Annotated in this window: 35 protein-coding genes and 1 riboswitch; of the genes, 27 read left to right on the top strand and 8 right to left on the bottom strand. The window is 41.8% G+C overall.

Translation table 11 applies throughout. The features are described from left to right. The first annotated feature begins 24 nt into the window (after positions 1–24). The 9 genes from NSS80_RS12425 (at position 25) to NSS80_RS12385 (ending at position 5,289) form a co-directional block, all read left to right on the top strand. A complete protein-coding gene (locus NSS80_RS12425; RefSeq protein WP_317221936.1) occupies positions 25–900 on the top strand; it encodes an STAS domain-containing protein in 876 nt (291 codons plus the stop codon). Between the two features lie 177 nt (positions 901–1,077). Next, positions 1,078–2,148 carry a competence type IV pilus ATPase ComGA gene (gene comGA / locus NSS80_RS12420; RefSeq protein WP_025092972.1) on the top strand — a complete coding sequence of 357 codons (1,071 nt, stop codon included), beginning with the start codon at positions 1,078–1,080 and terminating at the stop codon, positions 2,146–2,148. After that, entirely contained in the window at positions 2,129–3,169 is a 1,041-nt protein-coding gene (gene comGB, locus NSS80_RS12415; RefSeq protein WP_024427986.1) for a competence type IV pilus assembly protein ComGB, read from the top strand. The genes comGA and comGB overlap by 20 nt, the downstream gene beginning before the upstream one ends. A 16-nt stretch (positions 3,170–3,185) precedes the next feature. After that, a complete protein-coding gene (gene comGC, locus NSS80_RS12410; RefSeq protein ID WP_024422977.1) occupies positions 3,186–3,479 on the top strand; it encodes a competence type IV pilus major pilin ComGC in 294 nt (97 codons plus the stop codon). Next, complete coding sequence (gene comGD, locus NSS80_RS12405; protein ID WP_268437366.1) at positions 3,472–3,918, top strand: competence type IV pilus minor pilin ComGD; 447 nt, start codon at positions 3,472–3,474, stop codon at positions 3,916–3,918. The genes comGC and comGD overlap by 8 nt, the downstream gene beginning before the upstream one ends. Next, positions 3,902–4,216, top strand: coding sequence for a competence type IV pilus minor pilin ComGE (comGE, locus tag NSS80_RS12400; RefSeq protein ID WP_087978326.1), 315 nt, complete (start codon positions 3,902–3,904; stop codon positions 4,214–4,216). Before comGD ends, comGE begins: the two co-directional genes overlap by 17 nt. Continuing rightward, complete coding sequence (gene comGF / locus NSS80_RS12395; RefSeq protein ID WP_025092975.1) at positions 4,203–4,655, top strand: competence type IV pilus minor pilin ComGF; 453 nt, start codon at positions 4,203–4,205, stop codon at positions 4,653–4,655. Before comGE ends, comGF begins: the two co-directional genes overlap by 14 nt. After that, the gene (gene comGG / locus NSS80_RS12390; RefSeq protein WP_268415633.1) at positions 4,652–5,035 is read left to right on the top strand and encodes a competence type IV pilus minor pilin ComGG; all 384 of its coding nucleotides are present in this window, start codon (positions 4,652–4,654) and stop codon (positions 5,033–5,035) included. The genes comGF and comGG overlap by 4 nt, the downstream gene beginning before the upstream one ends. 59 nt (positions 5,036–5,094) lie before the next feature. Beyond that, positions 5,095–5,289, top strand: coding sequence for a YqzE family protein (locus NSS80_RS12385; RefSeq protein WP_056767455.1), 195 nt, complete (start codon positions 5,095–5,097; stop codon positions 5,287–5,289). A 34-nt stretch (positions 5,290–5,323) separates the two neighbouring features. Here NSS80_RS12385 and NSS80_RS12380 read toward each other — a convergent pair whose 3' ends face one another. Next, positions 5,324–5,602 carry a DUF3889 domain-containing protein gene (locus NSS80_RS12380; protein WP_171464609.1) on the bottom strand — a complete coding sequence of 93 codons (279 nt, stop codon included), beginning with the start codon at positions 5,600–5,602 and terminating at the stop codon, positions 5,324–5,326. A 299-nt stretch (positions 5,603–5,901) separates the two neighbouring features. On the opposite strand from NSS80_RS12380, the gene tapA reads away from it, so the two are divergent. Genes tapA through NSS80_RS12365 form a run of 3 tightly spaced genes read left to right on the top strand, consistent with a single transcriptional unit; the run spans position 5,902 to position 7,909 of the window. Next, positions 5,902–6,429, top strand: a complete 528-nt coding sequence (gene tapA / locus NSS80_RS12375; RefSeq protein ID WP_234107214.1) for an amyloid fiber anchoring/assembly protein TapA — start codon at positions 5,902–5,904, stop codon at positions 6,427–6,429. 52 nt (positions 6,430–6,481) lie between these two features. Beyond that, positions 6,482–7,054, top strand: a complete 573-nt coding sequence (locus tag NSS80_RS12370; RefSeq protein WP_024422971.1) for a signal peptidase I — start codon at positions 6,482–6,484, stop codon at positions 7,052–7,054. A 54-nt stretch (positions 7,055–7,108) separates the two neighbouring features. Continuing rightward, positions 7,109–7,909, top strand: coding sequence for a TasA family protein (locus NSS80_RS12365; RefSeq protein ID WP_024422970.1), 801 nt, complete (start codon positions 7,109–7,111; stop codon positions 7,907–7,909). A 67-nt stretch (positions 7,910–7,976) separates the two neighbouring features. Here NSS80_RS12365 and sinR read toward each other — a convergent pair whose 3' ends face one another. From sinR to NSS80_RS12345, 4 genes are all read right to left on the bottom strand, one after another. Then, a complete protein-coding gene (sinR, locus tag NSS80_RS12360) occupies positions 7,977–8,312 on the bottom strand; it encodes a transcriptional regulator SinR (RefSeq protein WP_024422969.1) in 336 nt (111 codons plus the stop codon). A 33-nt stretch (positions 8,313–8,345) separates the two neighbouring features. Next, complete coding sequence (locus NSS80_RS12355) at positions 8,346–8,510, bottom strand: anti-repressor SinI family protein (protein ID WP_317221938.1); 165 nt, start codon at positions 8,508–8,510, stop codon at positions 8,346–8,348. A 181-nt stretch (positions 8,511–8,691) separates the two neighbouring features. After that, on the bottom strand, positions 8,692–9,489 hold the full coding sequence (locus NSS80_RS12350; protein WP_024427993.1) for a YqhG family protein: 798 nt from the start codon (positions 9,487–9,489) through the stop codon (positions 8,692–8,694). 14 nt (positions 9,490–9,503) lie between these two features. Then, on the bottom strand, positions 9,504–11,174 hold the full coding sequence (locus tag NSS80_RS12345; protein ID WP_317221939.1) for an SNF2-related protein: 1,671 nt from the start codon (positions 11,172–11,174) through the stop codon (positions 9,504–9,506). Positions 11,175–11,427: 253 nt separating this feature from the next. Next, positions 11,428–11,534, top strand: a riboswitch (glycine riboswitch). Positions 11,535–11,735: 201 nt separating this feature from the next. Between NSS80_RS12345 and gcvT the strand changes: the two genes are divergently transcribed. From gcvT to gcvPB, 3 genes are read left to right on the top strand one after another with little or no spacing between them, the layout of a single operon-like run. After that, positions 11,736–12,833: a glycine cleavage system aminomethyltransferase GcvT gene (gene gcvT, locus NSS80_RS12340; RefSeq protein WP_024427995.1), complete on the top strand. Its 1,098-nt coding sequence runs from the start codon at positions 11,736–11,738 to the stop codon at positions 12,831–12,833. Between the two features lie 16 nt (positions 12,834–12,849). Next, entirely contained in the window at positions 12,850–14,196 is a 1,347-nt protein-coding gene (gcvPA, locus tag NSS80_RS12335; RefSeq protein ID WP_317221940.1) for an aminomethyl-transferring glycine dehydrogenase subunit GcvPA, read from the top strand. Beyond that, positions 14,189–15,649, top strand: a complete 1,461-nt coding sequence (gcvPB, locus tag NSS80_RS12330; protein WP_135032088.1) for an aminomethyl-transferring glycine dehydrogenase subunit GcvPB — start codon at positions 14,189–14,191, stop codon at positions 15,647–15,649. Before gcvPA ends, gcvPB begins: the two co-directional genes overlap by 8 nt. 44 nt (positions 15,650–15,693) lie before the next feature. On the opposite strand, the gene NSS80_RS12325 is transcribed toward gcvPB, so the two are convergent. Further along, positions 15,694–16,074 (bottom strand): rhodanese-like domain-containing protein, encoded by a 381-nt coding sequence (locus NSS80_RS12325; RefSeq protein WP_087978357.1) that lies wholly within the window; start codon positions 16,072–16,074, stop codon positions 15,694–15,696. A gap of 219 nt (positions 16,075–16,293) precedes the next feature. On the opposite strand from NSS80_RS12325, the gene NSS80_RS12320 reads away from it, so the two are divergent. The 3 genes from NSS80_RS12320 to NSS80_RS12310 all read left to right on the top strand — a co-directional run bounded on the left by NSS80_RS12320 (position 16,294) and on the right by NSS80_RS12310 (position 18,630). After that, the gene (locus NSS80_RS12320; protein WP_024422962.1) at positions 16,294–17,130 is read left to right on the top strand and encodes a biotin/lipoate A/B protein ligase family protein; all 837 of its coding nucleotides are present in this window, start codon (positions 16,294–16,296) and stop codon (positions 17,128–17,130) included. 85 nt (positions 17,131–17,215) lie between these two features. Beyond that, a complete protein-coding gene (mntR, locus tag NSS80_RS12315) occupies positions 17,216–17,650 on the top strand; it encodes a transcriptional regulator MntR (protein WP_024422961.1) in 435 nt (144 codons plus the stop codon). Between the two features lie 104 nt (positions 17,651–17,754). Then, complete coding sequence (locus NSS80_RS12310) at positions 17,755–18,630, top strand: patatin-like phospholipase family protein (RefSeq protein ID WP_144496217.1); 876 nt, start codon at positions 17,755–17,757, stop codon at positions 18,628–18,630. Here NSS80_RS12310 and NSS80_RS12305 read toward each other — a convergent pair. Together NSS80_RS12305 and NSS80_RS12300 are read right to left on the bottom strand one after the other, a co-directional pair. Next, complete coding sequence (locus tag NSS80_RS12305; RefSeq protein WP_024422959.1) at positions 18,627–19,022, bottom strand: SA1362 family protein; 396 nt, start codon at positions 19,020–19,022, stop codon at positions 18,627–18,629. The two genes, NSS80_RS12310 and NSS80_RS12305, sit on opposite strands and share 4 nt — an antisense overlap. 38 nt (positions 19,023–19,060) lie before the next feature. Next, the gene (locus NSS80_RS12300; RefSeq protein ID WP_317221941.1) at positions 19,061–20,017 is read right to left on the bottom strand and encodes a DUF1385 domain-containing protein; all 957 of its coding nucleotides are present in this window, start codon (positions 20,015–20,017) and stop codon (positions 19,061–19,063) included. A 223-nt stretch (positions 20,018–20,240) separates the two neighbouring features. Between NSS80_RS12300 and NSS80_RS12295 the strand changes: the two genes are divergently transcribed. The 9 genes from NSS80_RS12295 to spoIIIAD all read left to right on the top strand — a co-directional run bounded on the left by NSS80_RS12295 (position 20,241) and on the right by spoIIIAD (position 25,548). Then, a complete protein-coding gene (locus tag NSS80_RS12295; protein WP_248350790.1) occupies positions 20,241–20,768 on the top strand; it encodes a YqhR family membrane protein in 528 nt (175 codons plus the stop codon). A 108-nt stretch (positions 20,769–20,876) separates the two neighbouring features. Further along, a complete protein-coding gene (gene aroQ, locus NSS80_RS12290) occupies positions 20,877–21,320 on the top strand; it encodes a type II 3-dehydroquinate dehydratase (protein ID WP_024422956.1) in 444 nt (147 codons plus the stop codon). Continuing rightward, positions 21,317–22,378: a Xaa-Pro peptidase family protein gene (locus NSS80_RS12285; RefSeq protein WP_041117955.1), complete on the top strand. Its 1,062-nt coding sequence runs from the start codon at positions 21,317–21,319 to the stop codon at positions 22,376–22,378. Before aroQ ends, NSS80_RS12285 begins: the two co-directional genes overlap by 4 nt. Before the next feature lie 25 nt (positions 22,379–22,403). Then, the gene (gene efp, locus NSS80_RS12280) at positions 22,404–22,961 is read left to right on the top strand and encodes an elongation factor P (protein WP_024422954.1); all 558 of its coding nucleotides are present in this window, start codon (positions 22,404–22,406) and stop codon (positions 22,959–22,961) included. A 170-nt stretch (positions 22,962–23,131) separates the two neighbouring features. Beyond that, positions 23,132–23,413, top strand: coding sequence for a YqhV family protein (locus NSS80_RS12275; protein WP_024422953.1), 282 nt, complete (start codon positions 23,132–23,134; stop codon positions 23,411–23,413). 66 nt (positions 23,414–23,479) lie between these two features. Continuing rightward, the gene (spoIIIAA, locus tag NSS80_RS12270) at positions 23,480–24,403 is read left to right on the top strand and encodes a stage III sporulation protein AA (protein ID WP_034280251.1); all 924 of its coding nucleotides are present in this window, start codon (positions 23,480–23,482) and stop codon (positions 24,401–24,403) included. Further along, complete coding sequence (gene spoIIIAB, locus NSS80_RS12265; protein WP_024428003.1) at positions 24,397–24,912, top strand: stage III sporulation protein SpoIIIAB; 516 nt, start codon at positions 24,397–24,399, stop codon at positions 24,910–24,912. Before spoIIIAA ends, spoIIIAB begins: the two co-directional genes overlap by 7 nt. Before the next feature lie 19 nt (positions 24,913–24,931). Next, positions 24,932–25,138 (top strand): stage III sporulation protein AC, encoded by a 207-nt coding sequence (gene spoIIIAC, locus NSS80_RS12260; protein ID WP_003153142.1) that lies wholly within the window; start codon positions 24,932–24,934, stop codon positions 25,136–25,138. After that, positions 25,135–25,548, top strand: a complete 414-nt coding sequence (spoIIIAD, locus tag NSS80_RS12255; RefSeq protein WP_087978339.1) for a stage III sporulation protein AD — start codon at positions 25,135–25,137, stop codon at positions 25,546–25,548. The genes spoIIIAC and spoIIIAD overlap by 4 nt, the downstream gene beginning before the upstream one ends. The last annotated feature ends 11 nt before the right edge of the window (positions 25,549–25,559 follow it).

Here is a 25,559-nt window from a genome sequence, read left to right as displayed (position 1 = left end):
GTGAAAAAGGAGCGAAAGAAGTAAATGAAAAATGAAAAATCAAAGCAATTATACGAATTTATCCTAAAAGAAGCCCCTGTCATGACCGAAGAATGGCTAAAGACAAGAACAGAAGAAGGCTCATTATATTCTAAACATGCTTCAGAGGAAACGGAAAAGAAGCTGAAGGAACAGAACACAGCGTTTATTCAAACCATTGCAGCAACACTTGTGACACTGTCAGACAAAGTAGAAAACCATTTGAAAAAGTGGTCTGTTGATATTGCTCGTGATCGAGCAGTGCACGAGGTGCCGTTATATGAAATCATTGGACAATTTAAGATCTTCCGCCACATTTTCTGTTCGAGGATTGAGACATTCACCCAAGTAACAGAGCTTGAAGTGACGCTGCAAGATGTGTGTCAGTGGAATCAGCACTTTCACGCCACATTTGATGATATGATTGAGCGTTTATCAGAAGAATATGACCGGGTGACACTCAGTCAGCTCAATGCACAAAGAGAGATGATTCAAGAACTGAGTGCCCCTGTTATTCCAGTATCAAAGGAAATCGGGATTTTGCCACTGATCGGAGAAATCGATACGTACCGGGCCAAAATCATTCTGGAATCCGTACTAGAACAGGCTTCAAGACTGCGTCTAACGCATTTATTTATTGATATTTCTGGTGTTCCCGTTGTTGATACGATGGTGGCCTATCAGCTGTTTAAAGTGGTCGATAGTGCGAAGCTGCTAGGAATTGAGACGATTATTTCAGGCATCCGCCCAGAGATCGCTCAAACTGTAGTGAAACTCGGCATTGATTTCTCAAAAGTAAATACAGAACACAGCCTTGCAAAAGCTTTAGAAAAAAGAGGATTTCGTATCTTTGAAGAGCAGCCGCAAGAAGCCACATCATGACCAAAAAACCTGTACTTGTAAAAGTCAGGTTTTTTTATATGCTCTTTTCTAAAAAATGATGTAATGCATCGTGAGTTGAGGGTTTTCATCATTTATTAGTCATGAAAATCATAAATTTCTCTTTTGTCATTCACGTTCCGCCATTCTACAATGTGATCAGAGAAAGGAGTGATCCACTTGTATGGGATTGAATATTTAAGACAAGAGCTGCTAGAAGAAGCATGCCGCATGAGGGCTTCTGATGTGCATATTGTGCCAAAAGAAAAGGAAGCTTCGGTGTCATTTCGTGTTGATTCAGATTTAATCCAGCAGCGAACGATTGATAAAAAAAGCGGAGAGCGGCTTATTGCACATTTTAAGTTTTTATCTTCTATGGATATCGGGGAAAAAAGGAGGCCGCAAAATGGCTCACTAGCTGTGATGCTAAGAAAAGGTCAAGTATTTATTCGGATGTCTACCTTGCCGACAGTGAATGATGAGAGCTTGGTGATTAGAATTTTACCGCAGGATCATGTTCCGAAAATAAAACATCTATCATTATTTCCGAAAGCCTCAGCCAGATTATTATCCTTTTTAAACCACTCGCATGGACTCATTTTATTTACTGGGCCAACCAATTCAGGGAAAACAACAACACTATATTCACTGATCCAGTTTGCAAAAAAGAATTTTAACCGAAATATTATTACCCTTGAAGATCCTGTCGAAACAAGGAATGAAGAAGTGCTGCAGGTTCAAGTGAATGAAAAAGCCGGCATCACGTATGCCGCTGGATTACGCGCTATATTAAGACATGATCCAGATGTGATTGTGCTAGGAGAAATAAGAGATGCTGAAACGGCCAGAACGGCGATTAGAGCAGCACTGACAGGCCATTTAGTATTGAGTACGCTCCATGCAAAAAATGCAAAAGGAGCCCTTTACCGCATGCTTGAATTTGGTGTCACGATGAATGAACTTGAGCAAACGATGGTTGCGATTGCTGCGCAGCGATTAATCGAGCTCACCTGTCCTTTTTGCGGAGAAAGATGTCAGCTTTACTGTAAATTAAATCGACCGATCAGACGAACAAATGTATTTGAACTGCTGTTCGGAAAAGAGCTTGGTGAGTGTATCAAGGAGGCTAAAGGAGAATATGCTCACTCGTCATATGAAACACTGCAAAGATTAATTCGTAAAGGAGTGGCACTCGGCTATTTATCAAAAAACACTTATCATCGCTGGGTTTATGAAGAAGCGAGTCTCTAAAGTATGGTCTAAAAAGGACCAAGCTGAATGCCTATCAAAACTAGCTCAGTTGATTCAGGCTGGATATACATTGATTGAGGCATTAGTGATGGTGAATATTCAGTTATCAAAACAACAGCGGCAGCAATTAAAACTAGGTATTCAGTGGCTTCACGAAGGCGAGCCTTTTTATGTAGTGCTGGAGAGACTCCATTTTCAGCGGGAAGTCATCGCTATACTATGTTTTTCTGAGAAGCATGGCAGTCTAGCCCGTGCTTTAGAACAAAGCGCCAGTTTTTTAGAGAAAAAAATCAAACAGTTAGATACGTTTAAACGTATGTTACGTTACCCGCTTTTCCTTATCTTCACGGTTTTGGTCGTGCTGGTACTCGTTCAGCAAATGATCATTCCTCAATTTTCTGTTTTGTACTCATCAATGGATACCCGCATGTCTTGGCTGATTCAAGGGATGTTTGGACTATTTCAATTCCTTCATGCTTTTCTGCTCATCACTAGTTGTCTGTGTATCTGTCTTATTGGATATTATGCTGTTTTTTTTAGGAAAAAGTCGACCCTTGAGAAATTGAGGGTGATGAGTAAGCTGCCTTTTTTATATAAAGGGATGCAGCTGATGCATACGTACCTTTTTTCTCTTCAGCTCAGCGGACTGCTTCAAGCTGGATTATCGATGTACGAAGGTTTGCAAGCTTTTAAACAGCAAAGCTACCTGCCTTTTCTTCAAGAAATAGGTGAACAAATGATGGAAGAGTTAAGAAAAGGAGAAAGCATGGCCCATCAAGTAAGCGTGTCTCCTTTTTTCGAAAAACATTTTGCAGCCATTATCAAGCATGGTGAAGCCAGCGGAATGCTTGCGAGAGAAATGTACACTTACAGCCAATTTCTATTAGAGAATGCAGAGCTAAAAATTGAAAAATGGATTTCTTGGCTGCAGCCAGTTATTTATGGGGTAACAGCACTTCTTATACTCATCGTGTATTTATCTATTCTTTTACCAATGTATCAACTAATGGAGCAAGTGTAAGAAGGAGGACAGAGATATGAATGATAAAGGATTTACCCTGTTAGAAATGTTAATAGTTATGCTCGTAATATCCATTCTTTTACTCATTACCATACCGAATATCACACGTCATCACCAAGCTATTCAGGCAAAGGGCTGTGAAGGGCTTAAATCAATGGTCAGCACACAAGTGATGGCATATGAATTGGAGCATGATGGGAAGACGCCATCTTTAGCTGAATTAGAAAAAGAAGGTTATGTCAAAAAGGGATTAACTTGTCCTAATGGAAAAGCGATTGTCATTCAAAACGGCAACGTGAAGCATGAATAAATTATTTTTACATGAGAAGGGTTTTACCCTGATTGAACAGCTGTTGATTTTACTTGTTTTATCAATTTTATTGTCGATCGTGGGAGGGAAAATCCCAAATATAATAGAGAGCGCTGAAGCCAAAAGACAAGTAAACATCATGAAACAAGATCTTCAATTGGCATCATATACTGCATTTATCAAAAAAACACGTGTACATGTTGGGATCCATCCGTCGCATGTATCTTATCAGGTAATAGATCAAAAGAGTAACGAAGTCATTGCTTCATATCAACATAAAAAGGGCAGCATCAAAACTTCTACATTCTCGCAAGGTATCTATTTTAATGCAAACGGACATCCAAGCAGCGGTGGATCTTTCATTGTCGAATTTGGCAGTCAATCGTATAAACTGACGATTTATTTAGGAAGCGGGCGAATCCATGTTCAAAAACAATAGAGGATTTAGTACGTTTGAAACACTGTTTGCCTGTCATCTCTTTCTATTTGCTGCTCTAGTGCTCATGCCAGCCTATGAAAAACTCATGATGGGGAAAAAGGAAGTGAGAGCCAAGCTTGAAGCTTATCAGGTTTTACATGAACAGATGAATGAAGCGTTCATAAATGGGACAACATCTTCCATCAAAAAGAAGAGAGGCGAGATCACATATGTTTTCAATTGGCGTAAACAGAAGGGATGTGTTTCATACAAAGTACAAAAAAAAGAGACCATATGCTTTCAGCATGTGGAGCGATGACAAAGCTTTTACCCTTTTACAAGCTTTGTGGCAGTTGCAGCTCTTTCTATTTCTTTCTTTTGGCTGTGGACTGATCTTTTCAGCAGCGGAGAAAGCTCGTCCATTTGAAGACATCAACGGATTTTCCCAAATGGAGTGGAAACAGACTGTCCTGCAATTAGATGAGGAATTAAGTCGTGCAGATGCTGTCAAATCGGTGAAAGGTGGAAAAGCGTTAGAGTATATTTCTGATCAGGGGCGAGTGGTAACAATTGAGCCATATCAAGAGATGCTTCGAAAACGAACGGATCAAGCTGGGCATCTTCCTTTATTGCATAAGGTGAAACAATTTCACGTGAGAACGAGTCAGCATAGAGCCATCCTGAAAGTCACAGATGGATCTGGTAAAGTGTATGAAGCCGTTTTTTTCACATATAAAGGAGTGGTTCGTAAATCGTGAAAAGAGAGGAAGGTTTTATCTATCCGCATGTACTTGCGGCGATTTTATTTTTTCTCTTGATCCTAGGGGCGATAACGATGGGGTTTCAAAAAGAACTGAAAAGTGCAGAGCTGACGATTTCCTTTTATAAAAAACAGCAGCTTTTTAGGGTGGGTGTGAGTGAAGCTGCCAGCACAGTAGAACGTATTTGTGCGAAACAGAAAACCCATATTGATACTGAAGAAGGCCGTGTGACACTGAAGCGGATGAAATGCGATCATAAGAAAAAACTTGTCCTTGTTTTGGTGAAGGTGAAAACAAAAGATGGTTTATCCGATGAGCGTGAACTGATGCTGGATTGGAAGACCGGTGAAATCATGAGATGGGCAAATCCTGATTAGCCAGTGTATAAAATCATCCTCTTCCTGGAAAGACTTGAAGGAAGAAGAGGTGAATGTGCTTGAAAACAAATGACTATGTAAAATATATGACGCAGGAAATCATTAAATATATGAATACACCACGTGACGAACGGAAGGAACACAAACAAGAAAAAATAGAAACGAAACCGCCGTTTTCACAGCGTTTATTTGGGGTTCTGCCGTTTGGCTTATCCATGATGCTTAAAGAACGCCAGCGCCATCGACGAAAGTAAAAAGCCGCCCAGCAGGCGGTTTTTTTATGCCACTTTAGCTGTATTCCTCCACAACAATCACTTTATTCACCTTGTTTGAGTAAGGGTTATAGGAAATGGTGACGAATACCCCAAATTCCTTTGTATGGTCTTTTAACGTAATATGATACTGTTTCACAGATTCCTTATCCCGGTGGCGGTCCCATACTTTTTGTTTAAATAATACTTGCGTTAGCGGGTATCTTTTTTTTGCTTCTTTGACTGCCCGCGTTTCCCATTGATCTGCGGCGGCAGTCAAACCTCTCGCATCAACGGGTTTGACCTCTAGAATCATAGAACTCAGCAGTAAACTGAGCATGATTATGATTTTTCCATATTTCACTTAACATCACCTCACCTCTTCATATCCTGACCAAATCCTACATTTTTATGTAAGTTTTAAGAAGTACAAATGTCACACAAAAAAATATTGAATATGGTGAAAAAATGAGAAAATGGGAGAATTTTCTCGTAATGGTTCTTGTTTAAGAACAAAATGGACTAATTTGACGTTTTGGGTTTTATAGGTATTTCCTTATACTGTATATAATCGTTCTTTTTAAAGAACAGTTGTTCAAGGAGTTGAAGGAATGAATGAAACAGTCGCTCTTTGTACTCTTTTGTGCCATTTGTTTGATTTTGACGTCTTCCATCATGACACCAACGAATGCTTCTTTTAACGATGTTGAGCACAAAAACTTTGTCATGAAAACATGTGAAAATTTTGAACAGACAGATCAGCATTGTCAGCCTAAAAAATGGGATGAAAGTCAATTGGAGCTTATCGATCAAACGATGATCGAAGGAACAGTCTGCGCACCTCAAAAGCTGAGCATGACACTAAAAAATAGTGGACAGCCTATTGCGTACTCTGAATGGAAGTGGGAATTACATAAAATAGGAAATGGTCAGAAGCCATTACAAGATGGTCATATTCTTGAAAAGGGCTCCATAAAGTCCCTGTTGTCGCAAGAAACAGCGACTGTCACGACAGATAAAGCAAAAACAAATGGAAGCTATGCATTTAAAATCTATTATCCTAAAGGGTTTGGCGCATCTGATCAGGCGTACTTTTGGTCTAAACCGATGGTGCTCTCAAAGTGTCAAGAAAAGGCGTCCTAAATGGAGCTGTCTTTTAAAGTGAAAAAATGATAGGCGAAGGGGAGAAGGGGTTATGAAAAAATGGATGAAAATGTCTGGGAGTATTCTTTATGTGATGGTGTTCACGGTGATGATAGCCTCTATTATTGTCGTGTTGTCATCAAGAACAACAGGAGGAGAACCTCAGATTTTCGGTTATCAATTGAAGCAAGTATTATCAGGTTCGATGGAACCAGAATTTTCAGCTGGGTCACTGATTGTTGTAAAACAGGTCGCCTCACCTGAGACGCTCAAAAAAGGAGATATTATTACGTTTCAAACAAAGCAGGATCAGTCCTTTGTGACCCACCGAATTGTTGGGGTGAAGGGAAAGGGTGCAAATAAAGCGTTTGAGACGAAGGGTGACAATAATATGTATCAGGACGGTACGCTGGTAAAAGCGGATCAGGTAACTGCGCAGTATATGGGAGTGAACATTCCTTATGCAGGAAAGCTTCTTTCGTATGCAGGGACATCAGCTGGAACTGCTTTGCTCCTTATTATACCAGGTGTCATGCTGCTCGTTTATTCAACCATTCATTTTGTGGGCGCAGCAAAACATCGTAGACACACGGCTGATGTACATATCTCAGAGGAACAAGCTTAAATCGTTTGTAACCTAATCAGGTTTCAATAAAACAATATATTAGGGGGTTTATTCATGGCAATGAAGAAATCAATTCGTTTAGGTGTATTATCAGGGGCTTTAGGTCTTGCATTAATTGGCGGGGGAACATGGGCGGCGTTTAATGATATTGAAAAGGCAAACGCGGTCTACTCGACAGGAGAGCTGGATTTATCTGCTAAAGAGAACTCCGGCGCCATCAACCTTTCGAACTTAAAACCTGGTGATCGGATCAAGAAAGAATTTCATTTTGATAATAAGGGATCACTAGCGATAAACCAAGTGCTGATGAGTCTTGATTACAGCCAGTTTACAGATGGATCTTCCGCGAAGAATGGCGGTAAAAATACAGCTGAAGAATTTCTCAGCCAGTTTCAGGTGAGTGTTCTTACGGTTGGAGCCGAAGGTGGAAATGGTTATCCGAAAAATATTATTTTAGACCATGCAAACCTGCTTGACTTGCATCAATTAACGTCAAAACAGGATCAGACCGCATTTGAAAAGCTTCGTCATGCCGTCGATGAGAAGTTTTTACATGAAAGTGGGAAAATTAATGTAGCAACTGTTGATGGAACAGTGGCTCCAGAGTATGACGGCATTCCAAAGAATCCGTTTGATTACGATAAAATGGAAATGATCATTGAATTTATCAATGACCAGACGAAGGATAAAGCTGGTCACTATATCCAAAATAAATACCAAGGCGATGCGATTCAAATTGATCTTTCCTTCGAAGCGACTCAGTGGAATGGTTTAACGATCAATCCAAAAAAGCATACGGATGAAAAAGGCTACGTGAAAGAAAACGAAAAAGCACACAGCGAAGATAAAAAATAAAGCCAGTCTTTAGGCTGATATCAAGGTCTGCATAGCAATTGGAGGAGTATGCGCTAAAACGTGCGCTTTACTCCTCTTCTTGCTTTTTTCTCCAGATTTGATAATCTAAAAATTCACGAAATTGCTTTTTCGAAACCCCTGATGTCATTGCATCTCGAACTAGTTTTTCCCATTCACTATCTAATTGACCATCGTATTCGGTTTCATCTTTTTCGTTTAAAAGTGTATGAACCGAGACGTCCAGAACAGCGGAGACTTTTTCAAGAAATTGAATGGAGGGGTTTGTTTGCAAGTTTCTTTCTATTGAGCTTAAATAAGACTTCGCTACCCCAGCCTTTTCGGCCAGTTCTGATAGTGAGTAGCCTTTTTCATTGCGGTATTGTTTAATACGCTGGCCAATCAATGTCATCACCTTCCTTTCGATATTATAGCACATTCAGAAAGGTTTGATAGAATGACTTCTTACCAGAGGGGGAGACTCAGAGGACTTTTCATTTGATTTGAGGAAATGACGGACTTCTTCAGCTGTTAGTCCTGCCTTGCGAGCTTCGCGTAATAATTGAACCCATTCACTGTCTAATTTGTTCGTTTTCTTTTCCATACAAATACCCTCCTAAAATACTGAATCATGTATTTCAGGCACTTAACGCATGAAATGGAAAGACATAGGTGGTAAGACCTCATAGTTTGCTTGCGTCATGTTTCCGCCCAATACAAACAGACAAACTTAGCTTTAGACTGATCGAAAATCGTATGTCACATAAAAGGGAGGGGACCATGAGTCAACCTCCTCTTTTTTGCTGTAAGTAAAAAAGTCCGCCATTTTCAATCGTAAGACTGATTTTTGGTTCGTATAAAGTTTTGAGTGCTTGTCTTTCTATTTCATATTCTACAGATGTGTCTGAAGTCCCTTCATAAAATTGGTTTAAAAGTTCGAAGTCTTCCTTCCATTTTTGAACGGCGCGCACTGCCCAGTCGTCCGGCTCCTCATGGGCATAATGCTCCATAAGGCTGTAGAGCCGTTTGATTCCGCTCTCTGGCTTAATCATTGTGCTCATCGTAAAGCAATAATCGGGAATTTGAGACGACAGCTCACGAGCTTCCAGCTTCTCTTGAAATTGTTCAATGACTTCTCCGCGAATGAGATGAAGGCCTAATGATAAAAGCTTATCCTTCTTCCGGTCTGCAAGGTAAGAAATTTTTACATTGAGACCAAGCCATGGCTCCAGGGCGATCTGGTTGTTCGTGAGCGGGCTAACTCGTTCATAAAGCCGGATAAAACGGCCCTGCTCTTTGACCGCCTCAAATATTTGAAATAACCGGGGGGAGCCGAAATGGATAAATTCACCACTGATCGTATCACCCGCTTTTTTTTGATCTGTGATCAAAGTCAATTGCCGCGGTTCAGGTACACCGCCAGTTTTTTCAAGCCAGTGCCAATAAAAAGGACGGTTCATAATCAATTTATCCATTTCAATTGTCAGCTGTACGGTCATATGTCCTGCACTTTCTTCTAATATGCTGCATTGATTCGCCTTGAAAAAACGGAGAAGAAAGGTGTGAATGTCATGCTGCTCCATTGATCAACTCTCCTTTATGAGCCTTGCTGTCTTTTTTCTAAAAGTGGTGTTTGTGCTTCAGTTAAATAAGAAGCAAACTGGGTTAATTTCTTTTTCATGTCTCCGCCTGGTTCATGCTGGAAGAGGATTTGATGCAATTCTGTTTCGACATCTTTAATATCAATTCTTGTTAAAATATCATCTAAATCGCCTATGACGTTTTCAAACAGCTGAATTTTTTCATATAAAAGCTTTAAAATATGCTCTTCAACTGTTCCGCTCGTTGCCATATTGTAAATGTGGACATCTCGCTCTTGGCCAAGGCGGTGGATACGTCCAATTCTCTGTTCTAAACGCATCGGGTTCCACGGGAGGTCGTAGTTAATGATTTGGTTACAAAACTGAAGGTTGATCCCTTCGCCGCCAGCTTCTGTCGCAATTAACACTTGCGCCCGTTCTCTGAATAAATCTTTCATCCAATCTTTTTTGCCCCGCTTAAAGCCGCCCCGAAATGGCACGGAGCTGATGCCATTTTGCTGTAGAAACCATTGTAAATAAATTTGTGTCGCGCGGTATTCGGTGAAAATAATGACCTTCTCATTTAACTGCTGAATGAGTTTGACCACTTCAAGCGCCTTTGAGTTTTGCTCCACTTGATTGATTTTCTCCATGATTTGCGTTATAGCAGAAGATCCGAGAATATGCTTTTCTTCTTCCTGCATTTTTTTAATCGTCATATAAACTGCTTCACGGCTTGAACAGCATTCTCGTTCCAAGGTCATAATGGAAAACATATGCTTTGTATAAGAAGGATTCTCTTTCAGCTTGCAGATTTCATTATACAAGGCTTGTTCTGTCGGAGAGAAATCAATGGAAATCGTTTTGACATGCCGTTTTGTCCACTCGATGCCTGTGTCTTGTCTTCGGTTTCGAATCATCACTTTATTGACGAGCTGTTTTAATCGGTCATGGTCTTCAAGCTGCAAGTCTTTTTTGGCAAAGATATCTTTAAATTGATGTTCATTTCCTAGGTGGCCTGGCTTCAGAAGGGAAACAAGATTAAATATTTCTCCAATCCGGTTTTGAATAGGAGTGGCTGTCAGCAGCAGGCAGAACTTCTTATTCAGGTTTCTCACAAATTCATAGTTTTTCGTTTTATTGTTTTTCAGTTTGTGTGCTTCATCGATAATGACCATATCGTAGGCAATCGATAAAATCGTGTCTCGATGCGGCTGTCTTTTGGCTGTGTCAATAGAGGAAACGACAACGTCACACTGCTCCCACACATAGCTCTTTTTTTGTTCAACAGCATCAATATAAAATTTCGTCCGCAGCTCCTGTACCCACTGAGACACAAGGGAGGCGGGGACGAGAATGAGAATCTTTTTGGCAAGTCCACGAATCATGTATTCTTTGATAATGAGTCCTGCTTCTACGGTTTTTCCAAGTCCCACTTCATCTGCTAGAATGGCTTTCCCATTCATTTCTTCTACGACTCTTCTGGCTACTTCGAGCTGGTGCTTTAAAGGTGTGAATGCAGGCAGGTGCGCGGGAGCTTGCAGTCCCTCGAATGAATCAATGGCTGTGACTTTTTGAACCTGCGTCGCTAAACGATACATATCCCAGTTTGCCCAAGGGCCGTCTGCTGAAAGCCGCTGCTGAAATTCATTTGCCCATTCCTGATCAAAAATCGTTTGAATATTCAATGTGGTCGCCTGCCTTTCTTTCTAGTAGGATCTGATAAAATTGTTCTGTTTTTAAACGCTTCATTTTTTTGGAGGTCTCTAAAAGACTAGATATATGAATAAAAGCGAACGATATCGAAGGGTTATTTTAAAAATGTTAATGATTTTTCTGTTGCTCTTCATCCATTTCTAATGGTAGGATGTTGATAAGTGATCTAGAAAATAAGTCACCCATTTTGATAGTATGTCCAATAAATGTGAAAAATATGAGCGGATGATGGTATGGGGAGAGACTTGGCGGTTATTTTGCACTGGCAGGCGCCGAAGGAGCAAGCTGAATGATTCAGTGAATCTCTCAGGCAAAAGTACTCTTACCGGACGCAACTCTGGAGAGTGTTTGCTTAAGGGTTTTAGCAAACCACCAAAGGGGAAAACGCACAATGATATTGTGCTGTAAACTTTCAGGTGCAAGGACAGAGACTTCTTTTTGATAAAAGGGAGCGCTCTGTCCTTTTTTGCTGTGATTTTTTTCTGAAAATTCAGCTTGCATTTGCACTGTGAGAAAAAAGGGGGAAACGATTGATGTTGAAACGAACACCGCTTTTTCATGCGTATGAAACGTTTGGCGCAAAAACCATTGACTTCGGGGGCTGGGAATTACCTGTCCAATTTTCTTCCATTAAAGAAGAACATGAAGCTGTTCGAACAAAAGCAGGGCTTTTTGATGTGTCTCACATGGGTGAGGTGGACGTCAAAGGTCAAGATGCCCTTCCATTTTTACAAAGGTTATTAACCAATGATGTGTCTAAGCTGACAGACGGTAAAGCACTATATACAGCCATGTGTTATGAAGATGGCGGAACGGTAGATGACCTGCTCGTCTACCAAAAAGAAAAGAATCACTATTTGCTTGTCATCAATGCATCAAATATCGATAAAGACGTGGATTGGCTTTTGAAGCACCAAGAGAAGGATGATGTATTGATCAAAAATATGTCTGATCAAACCGCCTTGCTAGCGCTTCAAGGACCTCTTGCAGCTGACATCATCAAAGAGGTGGCGGGTGAAGAGGTGACATCGCTTAAGCCATTTACATTTTTATCAAAAGCTGAGGTCGCAAATAAAGAAGTGCTCGTTTCCAGAACAGGCTACACAGGGGAAGATGGCTTTGAAATCTACTGCCAGTCAGAAGATGCGGTCCACCTTTGGTCCGCTTTATTAGAAGCGGGGCAGCCGAAAGGACTCATTCCATGCGGACTCGGTGCACGTGACACCTTAAGATTTGAAGCAAGACTTCCGCTTTATGGCCAGGAGCTGACAAAGGATATCTCTCCATTAGAAGGCGGCATTGGTTTTGCTGTCAAAACGGATAAAGAAGCTGATTTTATCGGAAAAGCAGCACTTAAAAAACAAAAAGAAGAGGGACTGAAGCGAAAGCTTGTCGGCATTGAAATGATTGATAAAGGGATTCCGCGTACAGATTATCCAGTCTTTTCAGGAGAAAAGCAGGTTGGGATTGTCACAACGGGCACTCAATCCCCAACATTAAAGAAAAATGTCGGGCTTGCTTTGATCGAAACCTCAGAGGCGGAGCTTGGATCAGAGGTGGAAGTACAAGTTCGCAAAAAACGTCTAAAAGCCAAAATCGTCGCAACACCATTTTATAAAAGAGCCAAATAACGAGGGGGAATAGAGGATGAAGCACAGGTATTTGCCGCAAACAGAGCAAGATCAAAAAGAAATGCTGGATGTCATCGGCGTTCAGTCGATTGATGAGCTTTTTTCAGATATCCCAGAGAAAGTTAGATTCAAAGGAGCATACAACATCAAAGAAGCCGCATCTGAAACAGCGCTTGTCAGGGAATTATCCCGACTAGCTGCAAAGAATAAGGATACAGTTTCCTATGCATCGTTTCTTGGTGCAGGTGTATATGATCATTACCAGCCTGTCATTGTCGATCATGTGATCTCACGCTCTGAATTTTATACAGCGTATACACCTTATCAGCCGGAGATTTCGCAAGGTGAATTGCAAGCGATCTTTGAATTTCAAACAATGATTGCTGAGCTGACTGGTATGGATCTTGCCAACTCCTCGATGTATGATGGCGGGACGGCACTGGCTGAAGCGGCAATGCTCGCTGCGGGACACACAAAGAAGAAAAAAGTGGTTGTTTCTGAAACGGTTCACCCTGAATCAAGAGCGGTGCTGAAAACATACGCCAAAGGACAAAACATTGAAGTTGTTGAAGTGCCTGCGAAAAAAGGGCAGACAGATCTAGCTGCATTGGAAAAAGCGGTCTGCGATGATACAGCAGCAGTTCTCGTGCAATATCCAAACTTTTTTGGTGTAGTCGAGCCGTTAAAAGACATTGAACCCATTGCACATAAAGGAAAAAGCCTATTCATTGTCTCTAGCAATCCCCTCGCACTCGGACTATTGACGCCGCCTGGAAAACTCGGGGCAGATATTGTCGTTGGTGATGCGCAGCCGTTTGGCATCCCGGCTGCATTTGGCGGACCTCACTGCGGATATTTTGCTGTGACGAAAAAGTTGATGAGAAAAGTGCCAGGTCGTTTAGTCGGGCAGACAGAAGATGAAAATGGTGTTCGTGGATTTGTTCTGACCCTTCAAGCGCGTGAGCAGCACATTCGAAGAGATAAAGCGACGTCAAATATTTGCTCAAACCAAGCATTAAATGCATTAGCTGCTTCTGTTGCCATGACGGCACTAGGGAAAACAGGCATAAAAGATATCGCCTATCAAAACGTGCAAAAAGCCCATTATGCCAAGACGCAGGCAGAAAAATATGGACTGCAGGCGGATGTAGAAGGGGCTCATTTTAATGAATTTGTGATCAAGTTACAGGAGCCTGTGAAAGAAGCCAATAAACGATTGCTTGAAAAAGGAATCATCGGCGGCTACGACTTGGGGCTAGACTACCCAGAGCTTCAGCAGCACATGCTTGTAGCCGTGACAGAGCTAAGAACAAAAGAAGAAATTGATACGTTTATCAAGGAAATGGGGGATCGCCATGAATAAACAAGATCAGCCGCTTATTTTTGAATTATCTAAAGAAGGAAGAATAGGGTACAGCCTGCCTGATTTAGATGTACCTGAACAGGAGATCCCGTCTTTATTTGATGAGACGTACATCCGTGATGAGGATGCTGAGCTTCCTGAAGTATCTGAGCTTGATATTATGCGTCATTATACAGCATTATCAAGACGCAATCATGGGGTTGATTCCGGATTTTATCCTCTTGGCTCATGCACGATGAAATATAATCCAAAGATTAATGAAAAGGTTGCACGCCTTGCGGGGTTCTCGCAGGTTCATCCGCTACAAGAGGCAGACACTGTGCAAGGTGCATTAGAATTACTATACGATCTAGGTGAACATCTTGAAGAAATTACGGGAATGGACGCTGTGACATTACAGCCTGCGGCAGGAGCACACGGCGAGTGGACGGGACTCATGATGATCCGTGCGTATCATGAAGCAAGGGGAGATCATCAGCGTACAAAAGTCATTGTGCCTGATTCTGCTCATGGAACGAACCCGGCATCTGCGACAGTCGCTGGATTTGAAACCATTACCGTCGCATCTGACGAAAACGGGCTTGTTGATTTAGAAGATTTACGCCGCGTTGTTAATGAAGAAACAGCTGCTTTAATGCTTACAAACCCGAATACACTCGGCCTCTTTGAAGAAAATATTTTAGAAATGGCTGAAATCGTTCATGAAGCTGGCGGTAAGCTTTATTATGACGGAGCCAACTTGAACGCTGTTTTAAGCAGAGCAAGACCAGGAGATATGGGATTTGACGTTGTCCACTTAAATCTTCACAAAACCTTTACAGGCCCGCACGGAGGCGGAGGTCCTGGCTCAGGTCCTGTTGGCGTTAAAAAGGAATTAATTCCTTATTTGCCAAAGCCGTTGCTTGTGAAGAAGGAAGGCCGTTTTTACTTTGATCATGACCGTCCAGAATCAATTGGGCGCGTGAAGCCATTCTATGGCAACTTTGGCATTAACGTCAGAGCTTATGCGTACATCCGCTCTATGGGGCCAGACGGCTTAAAGGCTGTAACCGATAATGCCGTGTTAAATGCGAACTATATGATGCGCCGCTTAAGTGCTCATTATGATTTGCCGTTTGATCGTCACTGTAAGCATGAATTTGTCCTTTCAGGTAAACGTCAGAAAAAATTAGGTGTGCGGACACTGGATATTGCCAAACGATTACTTGATTTCGGCTACCATCCGCCAACGATCTACTTCCCGCTCAATGTAGAGGAATGTATCATGATTGAACCGACTGAAACAGAATCAAAAGAAACACTTGATGCATTCATCGAAGCAATGATTCAGATAGCGAAAGAAGCAGAAGAGAATCCTGAAGTGGTGCAGGAAGCGCCGCATACAACGGTTGTCAAACGTATGGATGAAACAAAGGCCGCACGGAATCCAGTTCTCGTTTTTGAAAGAAAATAAAGAAAAAAGACTCAGGGGGAATCATGCTCCCAGAGTCTTTTTAGTTAGTTCTTCGTTTTAATGCGGCCGCCCCATTTTTTAAAGCCGCCTTTTAAATTATAAATCTCACGGCAGCCGTTTTTACGTAAAGTTTGGGCTGCTTTTCCGCTTCTAAAATTATTTTGACAATAGAGATAAACAGGCTTGTCAGGACGTATTTCATTTTTGCGCTGCTTTAGTTGGGAAAGGGGGATATTTCTTGCCCCTAAAATATGTCCGCCTTCAAACTCATTTGGCTCTCTCACATCAATGAGCTGGGCTTTGCGGTAACCTTTAATAAATTCTTCTTCCGTCAGCGTTTTCATAATGCGCTGCTGATAAATGTAGCTGCCGATGGAATAAAGAACGAAAAGTCCACAAAGTGCGAGGACGATATAGTTGAATATTGACAATACAACTCGACTCCTTCTTGAGCATCAGCACAGTAGCCTGTCTGATGGTACGTTTTAGACAAATACTATTATAGTAAAGCATAAGAAACTTGTCATCATAAATGGTAAGAATTATTTTCAATTCCGTCCCTATTTGATAGACTGATGAAGAGAGAAAACCGGTGGTCACCACCATCATCTAACATTGACTACGTAAAAGAGAAGGGATTTTATATGCAAAAAGAGAAATGGTGTTTCATTGATTCAGGAAACCAAGACCCTGCCTTTAACATGGCAATGGACGAAGCCTTGCTTTATTGGCATAGCGAGAAGCTCATTCCGCCTGTTATCCGCTTTTATGGATGGAATCCGGCGACATTATCTGTTGGGTATTTTCAGAACGTTGAAAAAGAAATCAACCTAGAAGCCGTCAAGCGATATGGTCTTGGATTTGTCCGCAGACCAACCGGAGGACGGGGAGTACTTCATGACCAGGAGCTGACCTACAGCGTGATTGTGTCAGAGGAACATCCAGAAATGCCAGCGACGGTGACAGAGGCGTACCGCGTTATTTCAGAAGGCATTTTAGAGGGCTTTAAAGAGCTGGGACTCGATGCGTATTTTGCCATTCCTCGTACAGATAAAGAAAAGGAAAGCTTAAAGAACCCAAGATCATCTGTATGCTTTGATGCCCCTTCTTGGTACGAGCTTGTTGTAGAAGGAAGAAAGGTAGCGGGCAGTGCTCAGACGAGACAAAAAGGTGTCATTCTCCAGCATGGATCTATTTTAATTGACCTTGATGAGGACAAATTGTTCGATTTGTTCCTTTATCCAAACGACCGGGTGAGAGAGCGGATGCAGCGAAGCTTTAAAAACAAAGCGGTTGCCATCAATGAAATCTCAGACCGAACATGTACAATAGATGATGCGCGTGCTGCGTTTAAAAGAGGGTTTGAAAAAGGATTAAATATTGAGCTTGAACCTTATGAGCTGACAGATGAAGAATTAGCGTTTGTCCATCATCTCGCAAAAACGAAATATGCCTCAGATGATTGGAATTACAAGCGTTAAGCCGAAGGACACTCCTTGTTTTTTAATGAACGATGGTGTAGAATTGGGTTGATTATTAAGTAAAGGTGCATTATGGAGGGGTTTTATGACTACACCTAGTATGGAAGATTACATTGAACAAATTTATATGCTGATAGAAGATAAAGGATATGCCAGAGTCTCTGATATTGCAGAAGCACTCGCTGTCCATCCCTCCTCTGTAACAAAAATGGTTCAGAAGCTAGATAAAGATGAATACCTCATTTATGAGAAGTATCGTGGTCTAATTTTAACCCCGAAAGGCAAAAAAATTGGAAAACGTCTCGTATACAGACATGAACTGCTAGAGCAATTTTTAAGAATCATTGGTGTAGATGAAGAGAAAATTTATGATGATGTAGAAGGCATTGAACATCATCTCAGCTGGAACAGTATTGACCGCATCGGCGATCTCGTTCAATTTTTTGAAGAAAACGATGAGCGATCTGTTCAGCTGAAAGCGATTCAAAAGAAAAACGAACAAACAAATCAAGAATCTTAATCAAAAAGGACACCCTCAGCATGGGTGTCCTTTTTGATTAAAGTTCTAATTGAAAGCAAAAGCTCCTACACTATTATTAGCGTGAAATCAAAGGGGGCTCCTTGATGAAGATAGATGGTGTGTTCTCAGGTGGAGGCATTAAGGGGGCAGCGCTTGCAGGTGCCTATGAAGCGCTTGAAGCGAGAGGATTTCAATTTGTCCGTCTTGCTGGTACAAGTGCTGGAGCAATCATTGCTTCACTCATCGCAGCAGGTTTTACAAGCCAGGAAATTCGCACGCTTTTAGATGAAATGGATGAGCATCAATTGCTTGATAGGAGATGTCAATTCATCCCCTTTAAAATGCTCAGGTGGGTATCCATTTACTGGCGTCTCGGTCTTTATAAAGGAGACCGGCTGGAAAAATGGCTGACTGATGTGCTAAAACGAAAAGGGGTCACCGTGTTTGGAGACCTCAAAAAAGATTCGCTGAAAATCGTTGCGTCCGATTTAACGAATGGAAAAATCCTTGTTCTGCCAGACGACCTTCCTTCATATGGATTAAATCCAGAACGGTTTTCCGTGGCGAGGGCCATTCGAATGAGCTGCAGCCTGCCGTATTTTTTCGAACCTGTCAAACTGAAGTCATCAAAAGGCGTTTGTACCATTGTAGATGGAGGAGTGCTGAGCAATTTTCCAATTTGGCTGTTTGCTGAAGAGAAAAAAAGACCGTTCGTCGGTGTCACATTAACGCCAAACGAAAAAGAACGCCCTCAACACTCCATCCGCAATGCGTTTGAACTGTTTGGCGCTCTTTTTGAAACGATGCGTGGTGCTCATGACGAAAGACATATCGCCACAAAACACGAACGTCATATTATTTTTATTCCTGTAGAACACGTCATTGCCACTGATTTTCAACTCATGACAGAAAAGAAAAAGGCGCTCGTCGATCTAGGCAGACAGAAGGCCGAGCAATTTTTAAAAAGCTGGACATTTTAAAATAAGGCGCGATTCTTCTTTTTGTTTTTCTTGCCTTCAATCACAGTCAAATGTGTTTGGCTTTTCTTTTTGAGAAGGACGGGCTTAGACTTGTGGTCAGTCGGCACGCTTCGCAAATGAGTGACCCGATTTTTCATCTGGCTTTTCGTTTTTGGTTTAGGCTGCTGGTAGCGACGTTTTGATTGTTTGACTGCTTTACGATAAAGATTGCCCTCTGTTCCAGTTCTTCGATTCATCAGCCATCTAAATAGGAAAAACAAAACCGCTCCAATGATCACAACAGACAGCAGCATGGTAAAAAGTCTGCCTGGGTTCGTTGTGAGTAAGTACACAAATCCCAAAACACCTAAAGCGAAAATAATGGTAAAAGCAGGATGTACTCGGCGATTCATAACTGTCCACCTCCGAAGGAATTTACCGGATTTATAAGTTAGATCACTTGATGAGCAGAATCTGACGCTTGTTTCAGAGATACTTCCTCTAAACGAAGAAGTTCATTAAAACTTGCAATGGCTACCTCGACTTGATCGTCAGAAGGTTCTTTTGTTGTGAGCAATTGCAGCCAAAGGCCAGGATAGCCAAGCGCTTTAAGCACAGGCACTTCTCGGAGTTTGTTCGTGAATTGAAGCACTTCAAATGAAATGCCCAGAACAACCGGAATAAGTGCCAAGCGGTTCAGAACTCTCACCCATAAAGGATCTGTCGGTACGAGTAAATAGACGAACATCCCGACAATGACAGTGAATAAAATAAAGCTGCTGCCGCATCGATAATGCAGACGAGATTGCTTTTGGACATTTTCCACTGTGATGTCAAGGTTCTGTTCATAGCAGTTTATGACTTTATGTTCTGCCCCATGATATTGAAATACTCTTTTAATTAAAGGGGTCATGGAAATAAAGTAAATATAGCCTAATAAAAGGACCAATTTGAAGAATGTTTCCACTGCGATTTGTGCGAAATTCCCTGAAAAGATGGGACGCACAAGCTCTGCTAAAAAGACAGGTACCAGGGTAAAGACAAATTTACTAAAGAGTAGAGAGAGAACTCCGATCACAGCAATGCCGAAGATCATGGATAATTTCGAGCTTTTTTGTTCTTTTTCAAGAGTAAGATCTTCAGAAGGATCTAAGTCATACCGCTCACTGGAGAAGTTTAAGTGCTTACTGCCGTTTGCGCTTGCTTCAACAAGTGCAGCAACACCCCTGACAAAGGGGATTTTCTTGAGAAAGGCGGTTCGTTTATTGGAGGTCCGGGGAAGCTTCAAAAACTCAATGGACTGGTCCTTTCGCCGAATCGCTGTCACATAGTTCTTCTTACCTCCGAACATGACACCTTCGACAACTGCCTGCCCTCCATAAGCTGGAGGTTTTGTTTGATTGGACATATTTCATCAACCTGCCTGTTTCCTGTAATTTACATGCATTTCCTTATACCTTTATTGTACAGGAAATGAGGGGAAATCACTAGCTTACAGGTCGATTATCTACTAGAATTCTATCTACCTCTTTTTAGCCAGTATACCCTGTTTTAAAAATTTTACACTCACGCATGGAAATCCTTTTTTTTCATGACATTTTGGACATACTACTTGCTGGAGGTGTTCACAAATGAAACGTGATGAAAAGAAAAACCAAGAAGAAAAAAATCAGTCCGTGCAAACGACATCACTTGTGGCAAGAGCGGCTGCTACAGGCTTTGTCGGCGGTGTTTTTTGGGGCTTTATCGGGTTTCTGACCCATGTGTTTCATTTTTCAGAGGTGAGTCCCAATATGCTGCTTCAGCCATTTGTGCTTGGAGAATGGAAAAAGGGAGGACTTGGTACTTTTATCAGTATTGTGCTGTTAGGAATTTTATCGATTGGAGCCGCCTTTATTTATTTTGGGCTTTTAAAAAGGATCAAAGGCTTTTGGATGGGTTTAGTATATGGCGGGCTTTTATGGCTGCTCGTTTTTTACGTATTTAATCCCATTTTCCCAGATGTAAAGCAAGTACAAGAGTTGCAGCAAAGCACCGTTGTCACGACATTTTGCCTATATATTTTATATGGCATGTTTGTCGGGTACAGCATTTCGTTTGAATATAATGAATTGACGAGTCAAAAGCTTGCGAGGGCACTCGGGAAAAAGACAGAATAAAGTGTAAATCGCCTATTCATATGATAAAATATTTTTGGAAACGAAAGGTTTCTAAGGAAAAAGAAACAGATCTCGATATAGATTGAATTAGGGTGAAGGAGTGGTCATATGCCGCATTTTCTTGTACTGAATGGACCCAATTTAAATAGGCTTGGCAAAAGAGAGCCTGCTGTTTATGGAAGTAAGACGCTGACAGATTTAGAGACGGATTTGTTCCAGTTCGCAGAACGAGCAAACATCCAATTAACGTTCTTTCAATCAAATCACGAAGGGGATTTGATTGATGCGCTCCATGAAGCAGAAGATCAATACGATGGTGTCGTGTTTAACCCGGGTGCATTTACCCACTACAGCTATGCGCTGAGAGATGCCATTGCAAGTATTTCTTTATCAGTCATTGAAGTACATATCACAAATGTTCATAAGAGAGAGGAATTCCGCCATCATTCTGTACTTGCTCCAGTATGCCAAGGGCAAATCGTTGGGCTTGGCTTAGAAGGGTATAAATTGGCGATTCGTTATTTAGTCAGTGAAGGGGGAGCAGTATCATGAAACTTGAAAAACTAAGAACACTTTTAAGTGAATTAGAGATCGATGGCCTTGTCATTACAAGCAGTTTTAATTTACAGTATATGACCAGTTTTACCGGATCAGCCGGTCTTGCTGTCGTTTCAAAGGACCGGGCAGCTTTTATCACGGACTTCCGCTATACAGAGCAAGCGAAGGACCAAGTCAAAGGCTATGACATCATTGAACATAAAGGAAACATTGTGGAAACGGCTGCTCAAACGGCAAAGGAATTTGGAGTGAAACGCCTTGGGTTCGAACAAAACCATATGACATTTGCCACGTACCAGCAGTACGCAGCCAAAGCAGGCGGTATAGAGCTTGTTCCAGTCTCTGAATCAGTTGAAAAGTTGCGCTTGATTAAGTCTAGTGAAGAGATTAAGATATTAGAGGAAGCTGCGAAGATTGCAGATCACGCCTTTGATCATATTCTCACTTACATCAAGCCGGGCCTGACGGAAATTGCTGTCATGAACGAGCTTGAATTTTTCATGAGAAAAGAAGGTGCTGAAGGATCTTCATTCGATATGATAGTGGCCTCAGGTGTTCGATCAAGCCTGCCTCACGGAAGAGCGAGTGAAAAGGTGATTGAATCTGGTGATTTAGTGACACTCGATTTCGGTGCTTACTATAAAGGCTATTGTTCTGATATGACAAGAACGATTGCAGTCGGAACACCAAGCGACAAGCTAAAGGAAATTTATCATATCGTATTAGAAGCAGAAAACGCTGGTGTGGATAGAATCAAGCCAGGCTTAACAGGAAAAGAAGCTGATCGCATCACACGAGACATCATTGAAAAGTATGGCTATGGTCAATACTTCGGGCATTCAACCGGGCACGGGCTAGGTATGGAAGTACATGAAGCGCCAGGCCTTTCCTCACGATCAGAGGTCGTCTTAGAAGAGGGAATGGTCGTCACAGTTGAGCCGGGGATTTACTTGCCAGATGTCGGCGGCGTGAGAATTGAGGATGATATTGTCCTGACAGCTGACGGCAATAAACGATTGACCCACTCACCGAAAGAACTTATCATATTATGATGGTGAAATGTAGGAGGATGACAAAATGATTTCAGTAAACGATTTTCGTACTGGCCTGACAATTGAAGTGGACGGCGGTATTTGGCGAGTAGTGGATTTTCAGCACGTAAAACCAGGGAAAGGCGCAGCGTTTGTTCGTTCGAAACTGCGTAACCTGCGTACAGGTGCCATTCAAGAAAAAACATTCCGCGCAGGCGAAAAAGTAGCGAAAGCACAAATCGAAACAAAAACAATGCAATACTTGTATGCAAATGGCGATCAGCACGTCTTCATGGATACAAGTTCTTATGAACAGCTTGAACTAAGTGAAGCACAAATTAAAGATGAGCTGAAATATTTGCTTGAAAATATGTCTGTTCAAATCGTGATGTACGGTGCTGAAACACTTGGAGTAGAACTTCCAAACACAGTAGAACTAGAAGTAGTAGAAACAGAGCCTGGTATTAAAGGTGACACAACATCAGGCGGCTCAAAACCTGCAAAAACTGAAACTGGTTTAATCGTCAACGTTCCTTTCTTTGTGAACCAAGGAGATAAACTAGTGATTAATACATCAGACGGCTCATACGTTTCAAGAGCGTAATGAACGAAAAAAGACTGTAAACCTCGTGTTTACAGTCTTTTTTTATTGGAAAAATGACTCCTCAAGGCAGGCCTTCTCTCAATTCTCTCATTCATCTCTCTTCCTTCCTGAAAAACAAGACTACTTCCAGCTGGTCAAGCATATAGTGTAAAAAAAGCTGGAGGTTCTATATGAAACAATTTCTCCCAGGTCTACACCCGTCAGTCGCTGCAATGGCAGGCATGAGATTCTTATCCGCCGCCATTGAACTGACGGCAGCCATCCTTATTTTAATCACAAATGATGTACGGAAAGCGGTAGTCATCAATAGTATATTGGCAATCATCGGGCCGCTCATTTTTATTATCACGATGACGATTGGAATCTATCAAATTGCCGGGCAGCTATCCTATGCAAAGCTCGTGTTCATTTTCATTGGCGTCGTGTTTATTCTTGTTGGGATCTATAAGTGAAACAGCTTGGCATAATTAACGGCTCACATCATACATTTTAGAGAAGAAAAAAAGGAGGGGAATTCGTTGCGGAGTTTGTTGGATATTCTCCCGCACTCGATTGGACAAGAACTCAGGCTGCTAAAAGAGGCAGAATGGGCGCAAATAGAAGAAATCCGCATTCGCACGGATCGTCCTATTGAATTAATGCAGGGAGGAAAACCACGTTTCCTTTCTTATCACACCACCTGGGAAGATGCGTCTCAGCTATTAGGCAGGCTGAGCAATTACAGCATGTACACACTTGAGGAAGAGCTAAAACAGGGCTATATCACCATATCTGGCGGACATCGGGTGGGACTTGCAGGAAAGGTGATCGTTGAAAACGGATTCGTCAAAGGGTTAAGAGATATCTCTTCATTTAATATTCGCATTGCCAAAGAAAAAATCGGGATTGCGCTTCCTTTTCTTCCTTATTTATATGAAGAGCACTGGCACAATACACTCATCATTGGTCCCCCGCAAACGGGAAAAACCACATTGCTCCGGGATATAGCACGTCTTGCTAGTACAGGCACAAAAACCATTCCTCCTAGAAAAACAGGCATTATTGATGAGCGTTCTGAAATCGCCGGATGTATCAGAGGGGTGCCGCAGCACCATTTTGGCCACCGGATTGATGTACTCGATGCGTGCCCAAAGGCTGAAGGATTGATGATGATGATTCGGTCTATGAGCCCAGAGGTCATGATTGTCGATGAAATCGGAAAAAGTGAGGATGTAGAGGCACTTTTAGAAGCGATTCATGCCGGAGTCAGCATCATCGTCTCAGCTCATGGATATTCACTTGAAGATGTATATAAACGACCTTCATTTAAACCGTTATGGGAGCTTCGTGTGTTTGAACGATATGTTGAATTAAATCGAAACAATGGGCCTGGCACGATCGGGCGGATGTACGGCGGGGACGGCCAAGAGATGAAATGGAGGCGGGGAGTGGACGTATGTTAAAGCTCATTGGCGCTATTTTCATTGTCGCGGCCACGACTTGGGGAGGATTCGAGTTTGCCAAACGATATAGCGACAGACCTAAACAAATTCGGCAGCTGCGGTTTGCTCTCCAGTCTCTTGAAGCTGAAATTATGTATGGTCAAACCCCTTTAGCACGGGCGGCAGAGCAAATTGCAGCGCAGGTAGGTCCACCTGTGAATCAGCTGTTCGAACAATTTGCAGAAAAGCTGAAAGTGGGGACCTTTTCTGCACGCCATGCATGGAACGAAAGTCTTGAGGATGTTTGGAAAAAAACCGTATTGAAAAAAGGCGAATATGAGGCGTTGAAGCACTTTGGAGAAACACTTGGCCAGCATGATGTCACTTCTCAGCAAAAGTATATCAAGCTTGCTTTAGGCCATTTGGAATCAGAGGAGAAAGAAGCTGAAATCGCCCAAGCGAAAAATGAAAAAATGGTCAGAAGCCTCGGATTTTTAAGCGGATTACTACTGATTCTTTTATTGATGTGAGAGGAAGGGAGTCGAGAGCATGGGCGTTGATGTAAACGTCATTTTCCAAATTGCCGGAGTAGGCATCGTCGTGGCCTTTCTCCATACGATTTTAGACCAAATGGGGAAGAAAGAGTACGCTCAGTGGGTGACGCTGCTTGGGTTTATCTACATTTTGTTTATGGTGGCAACCATTGTAGACGATTTGTTTAAAAAGATTAAAGCCGTATTTCTATTTCAAGGATAGGGGAGGGCTTACAAATCGAAATCATACAAATTGTTGGCCTTGGTTTAATCGCTACTTTTTTAGCATTAATCGTCAAAGAACAAAAGCCAACCTTCGCCTTTATGCTTGTTGTGTTTACCGGATGTGTCATTTTTCTTTATTTAATTGATCAAATCTATGCCATTATCTCGATGATTGAAAAAATTGCAGCAAGTGCCGGCGTCAATATGAAGTATGTTGAAACCATATTGAAGATTATTGGCATTGCCTATATTGCGGAATTTGGCGCTCAGCTGACAAAGGATGCTGGACAAGGCGCCATTGCATCCAAAATAGAGCTAGGCGGCAAGATTCTCATCTTGGTGATGGCAGTCCCAATTTTAACAGTCATCATTGAGACGATCTTAGGAATGATCCCGTCCATGACGTAAATGAAAAGAGG

The organism is Bacillus sp. FSL M8-0350, assembly GCF_038593345.1.
Taxonomy (GTDB): domain Bacteria; phylum Bacillota; class Bacilli; order Bacillales; family Bacillaceae; genus Bacillus; species Bacillus safensis.
This window is presented reverse-complemented; position numbering and strand designations above follow the sequence as displayed.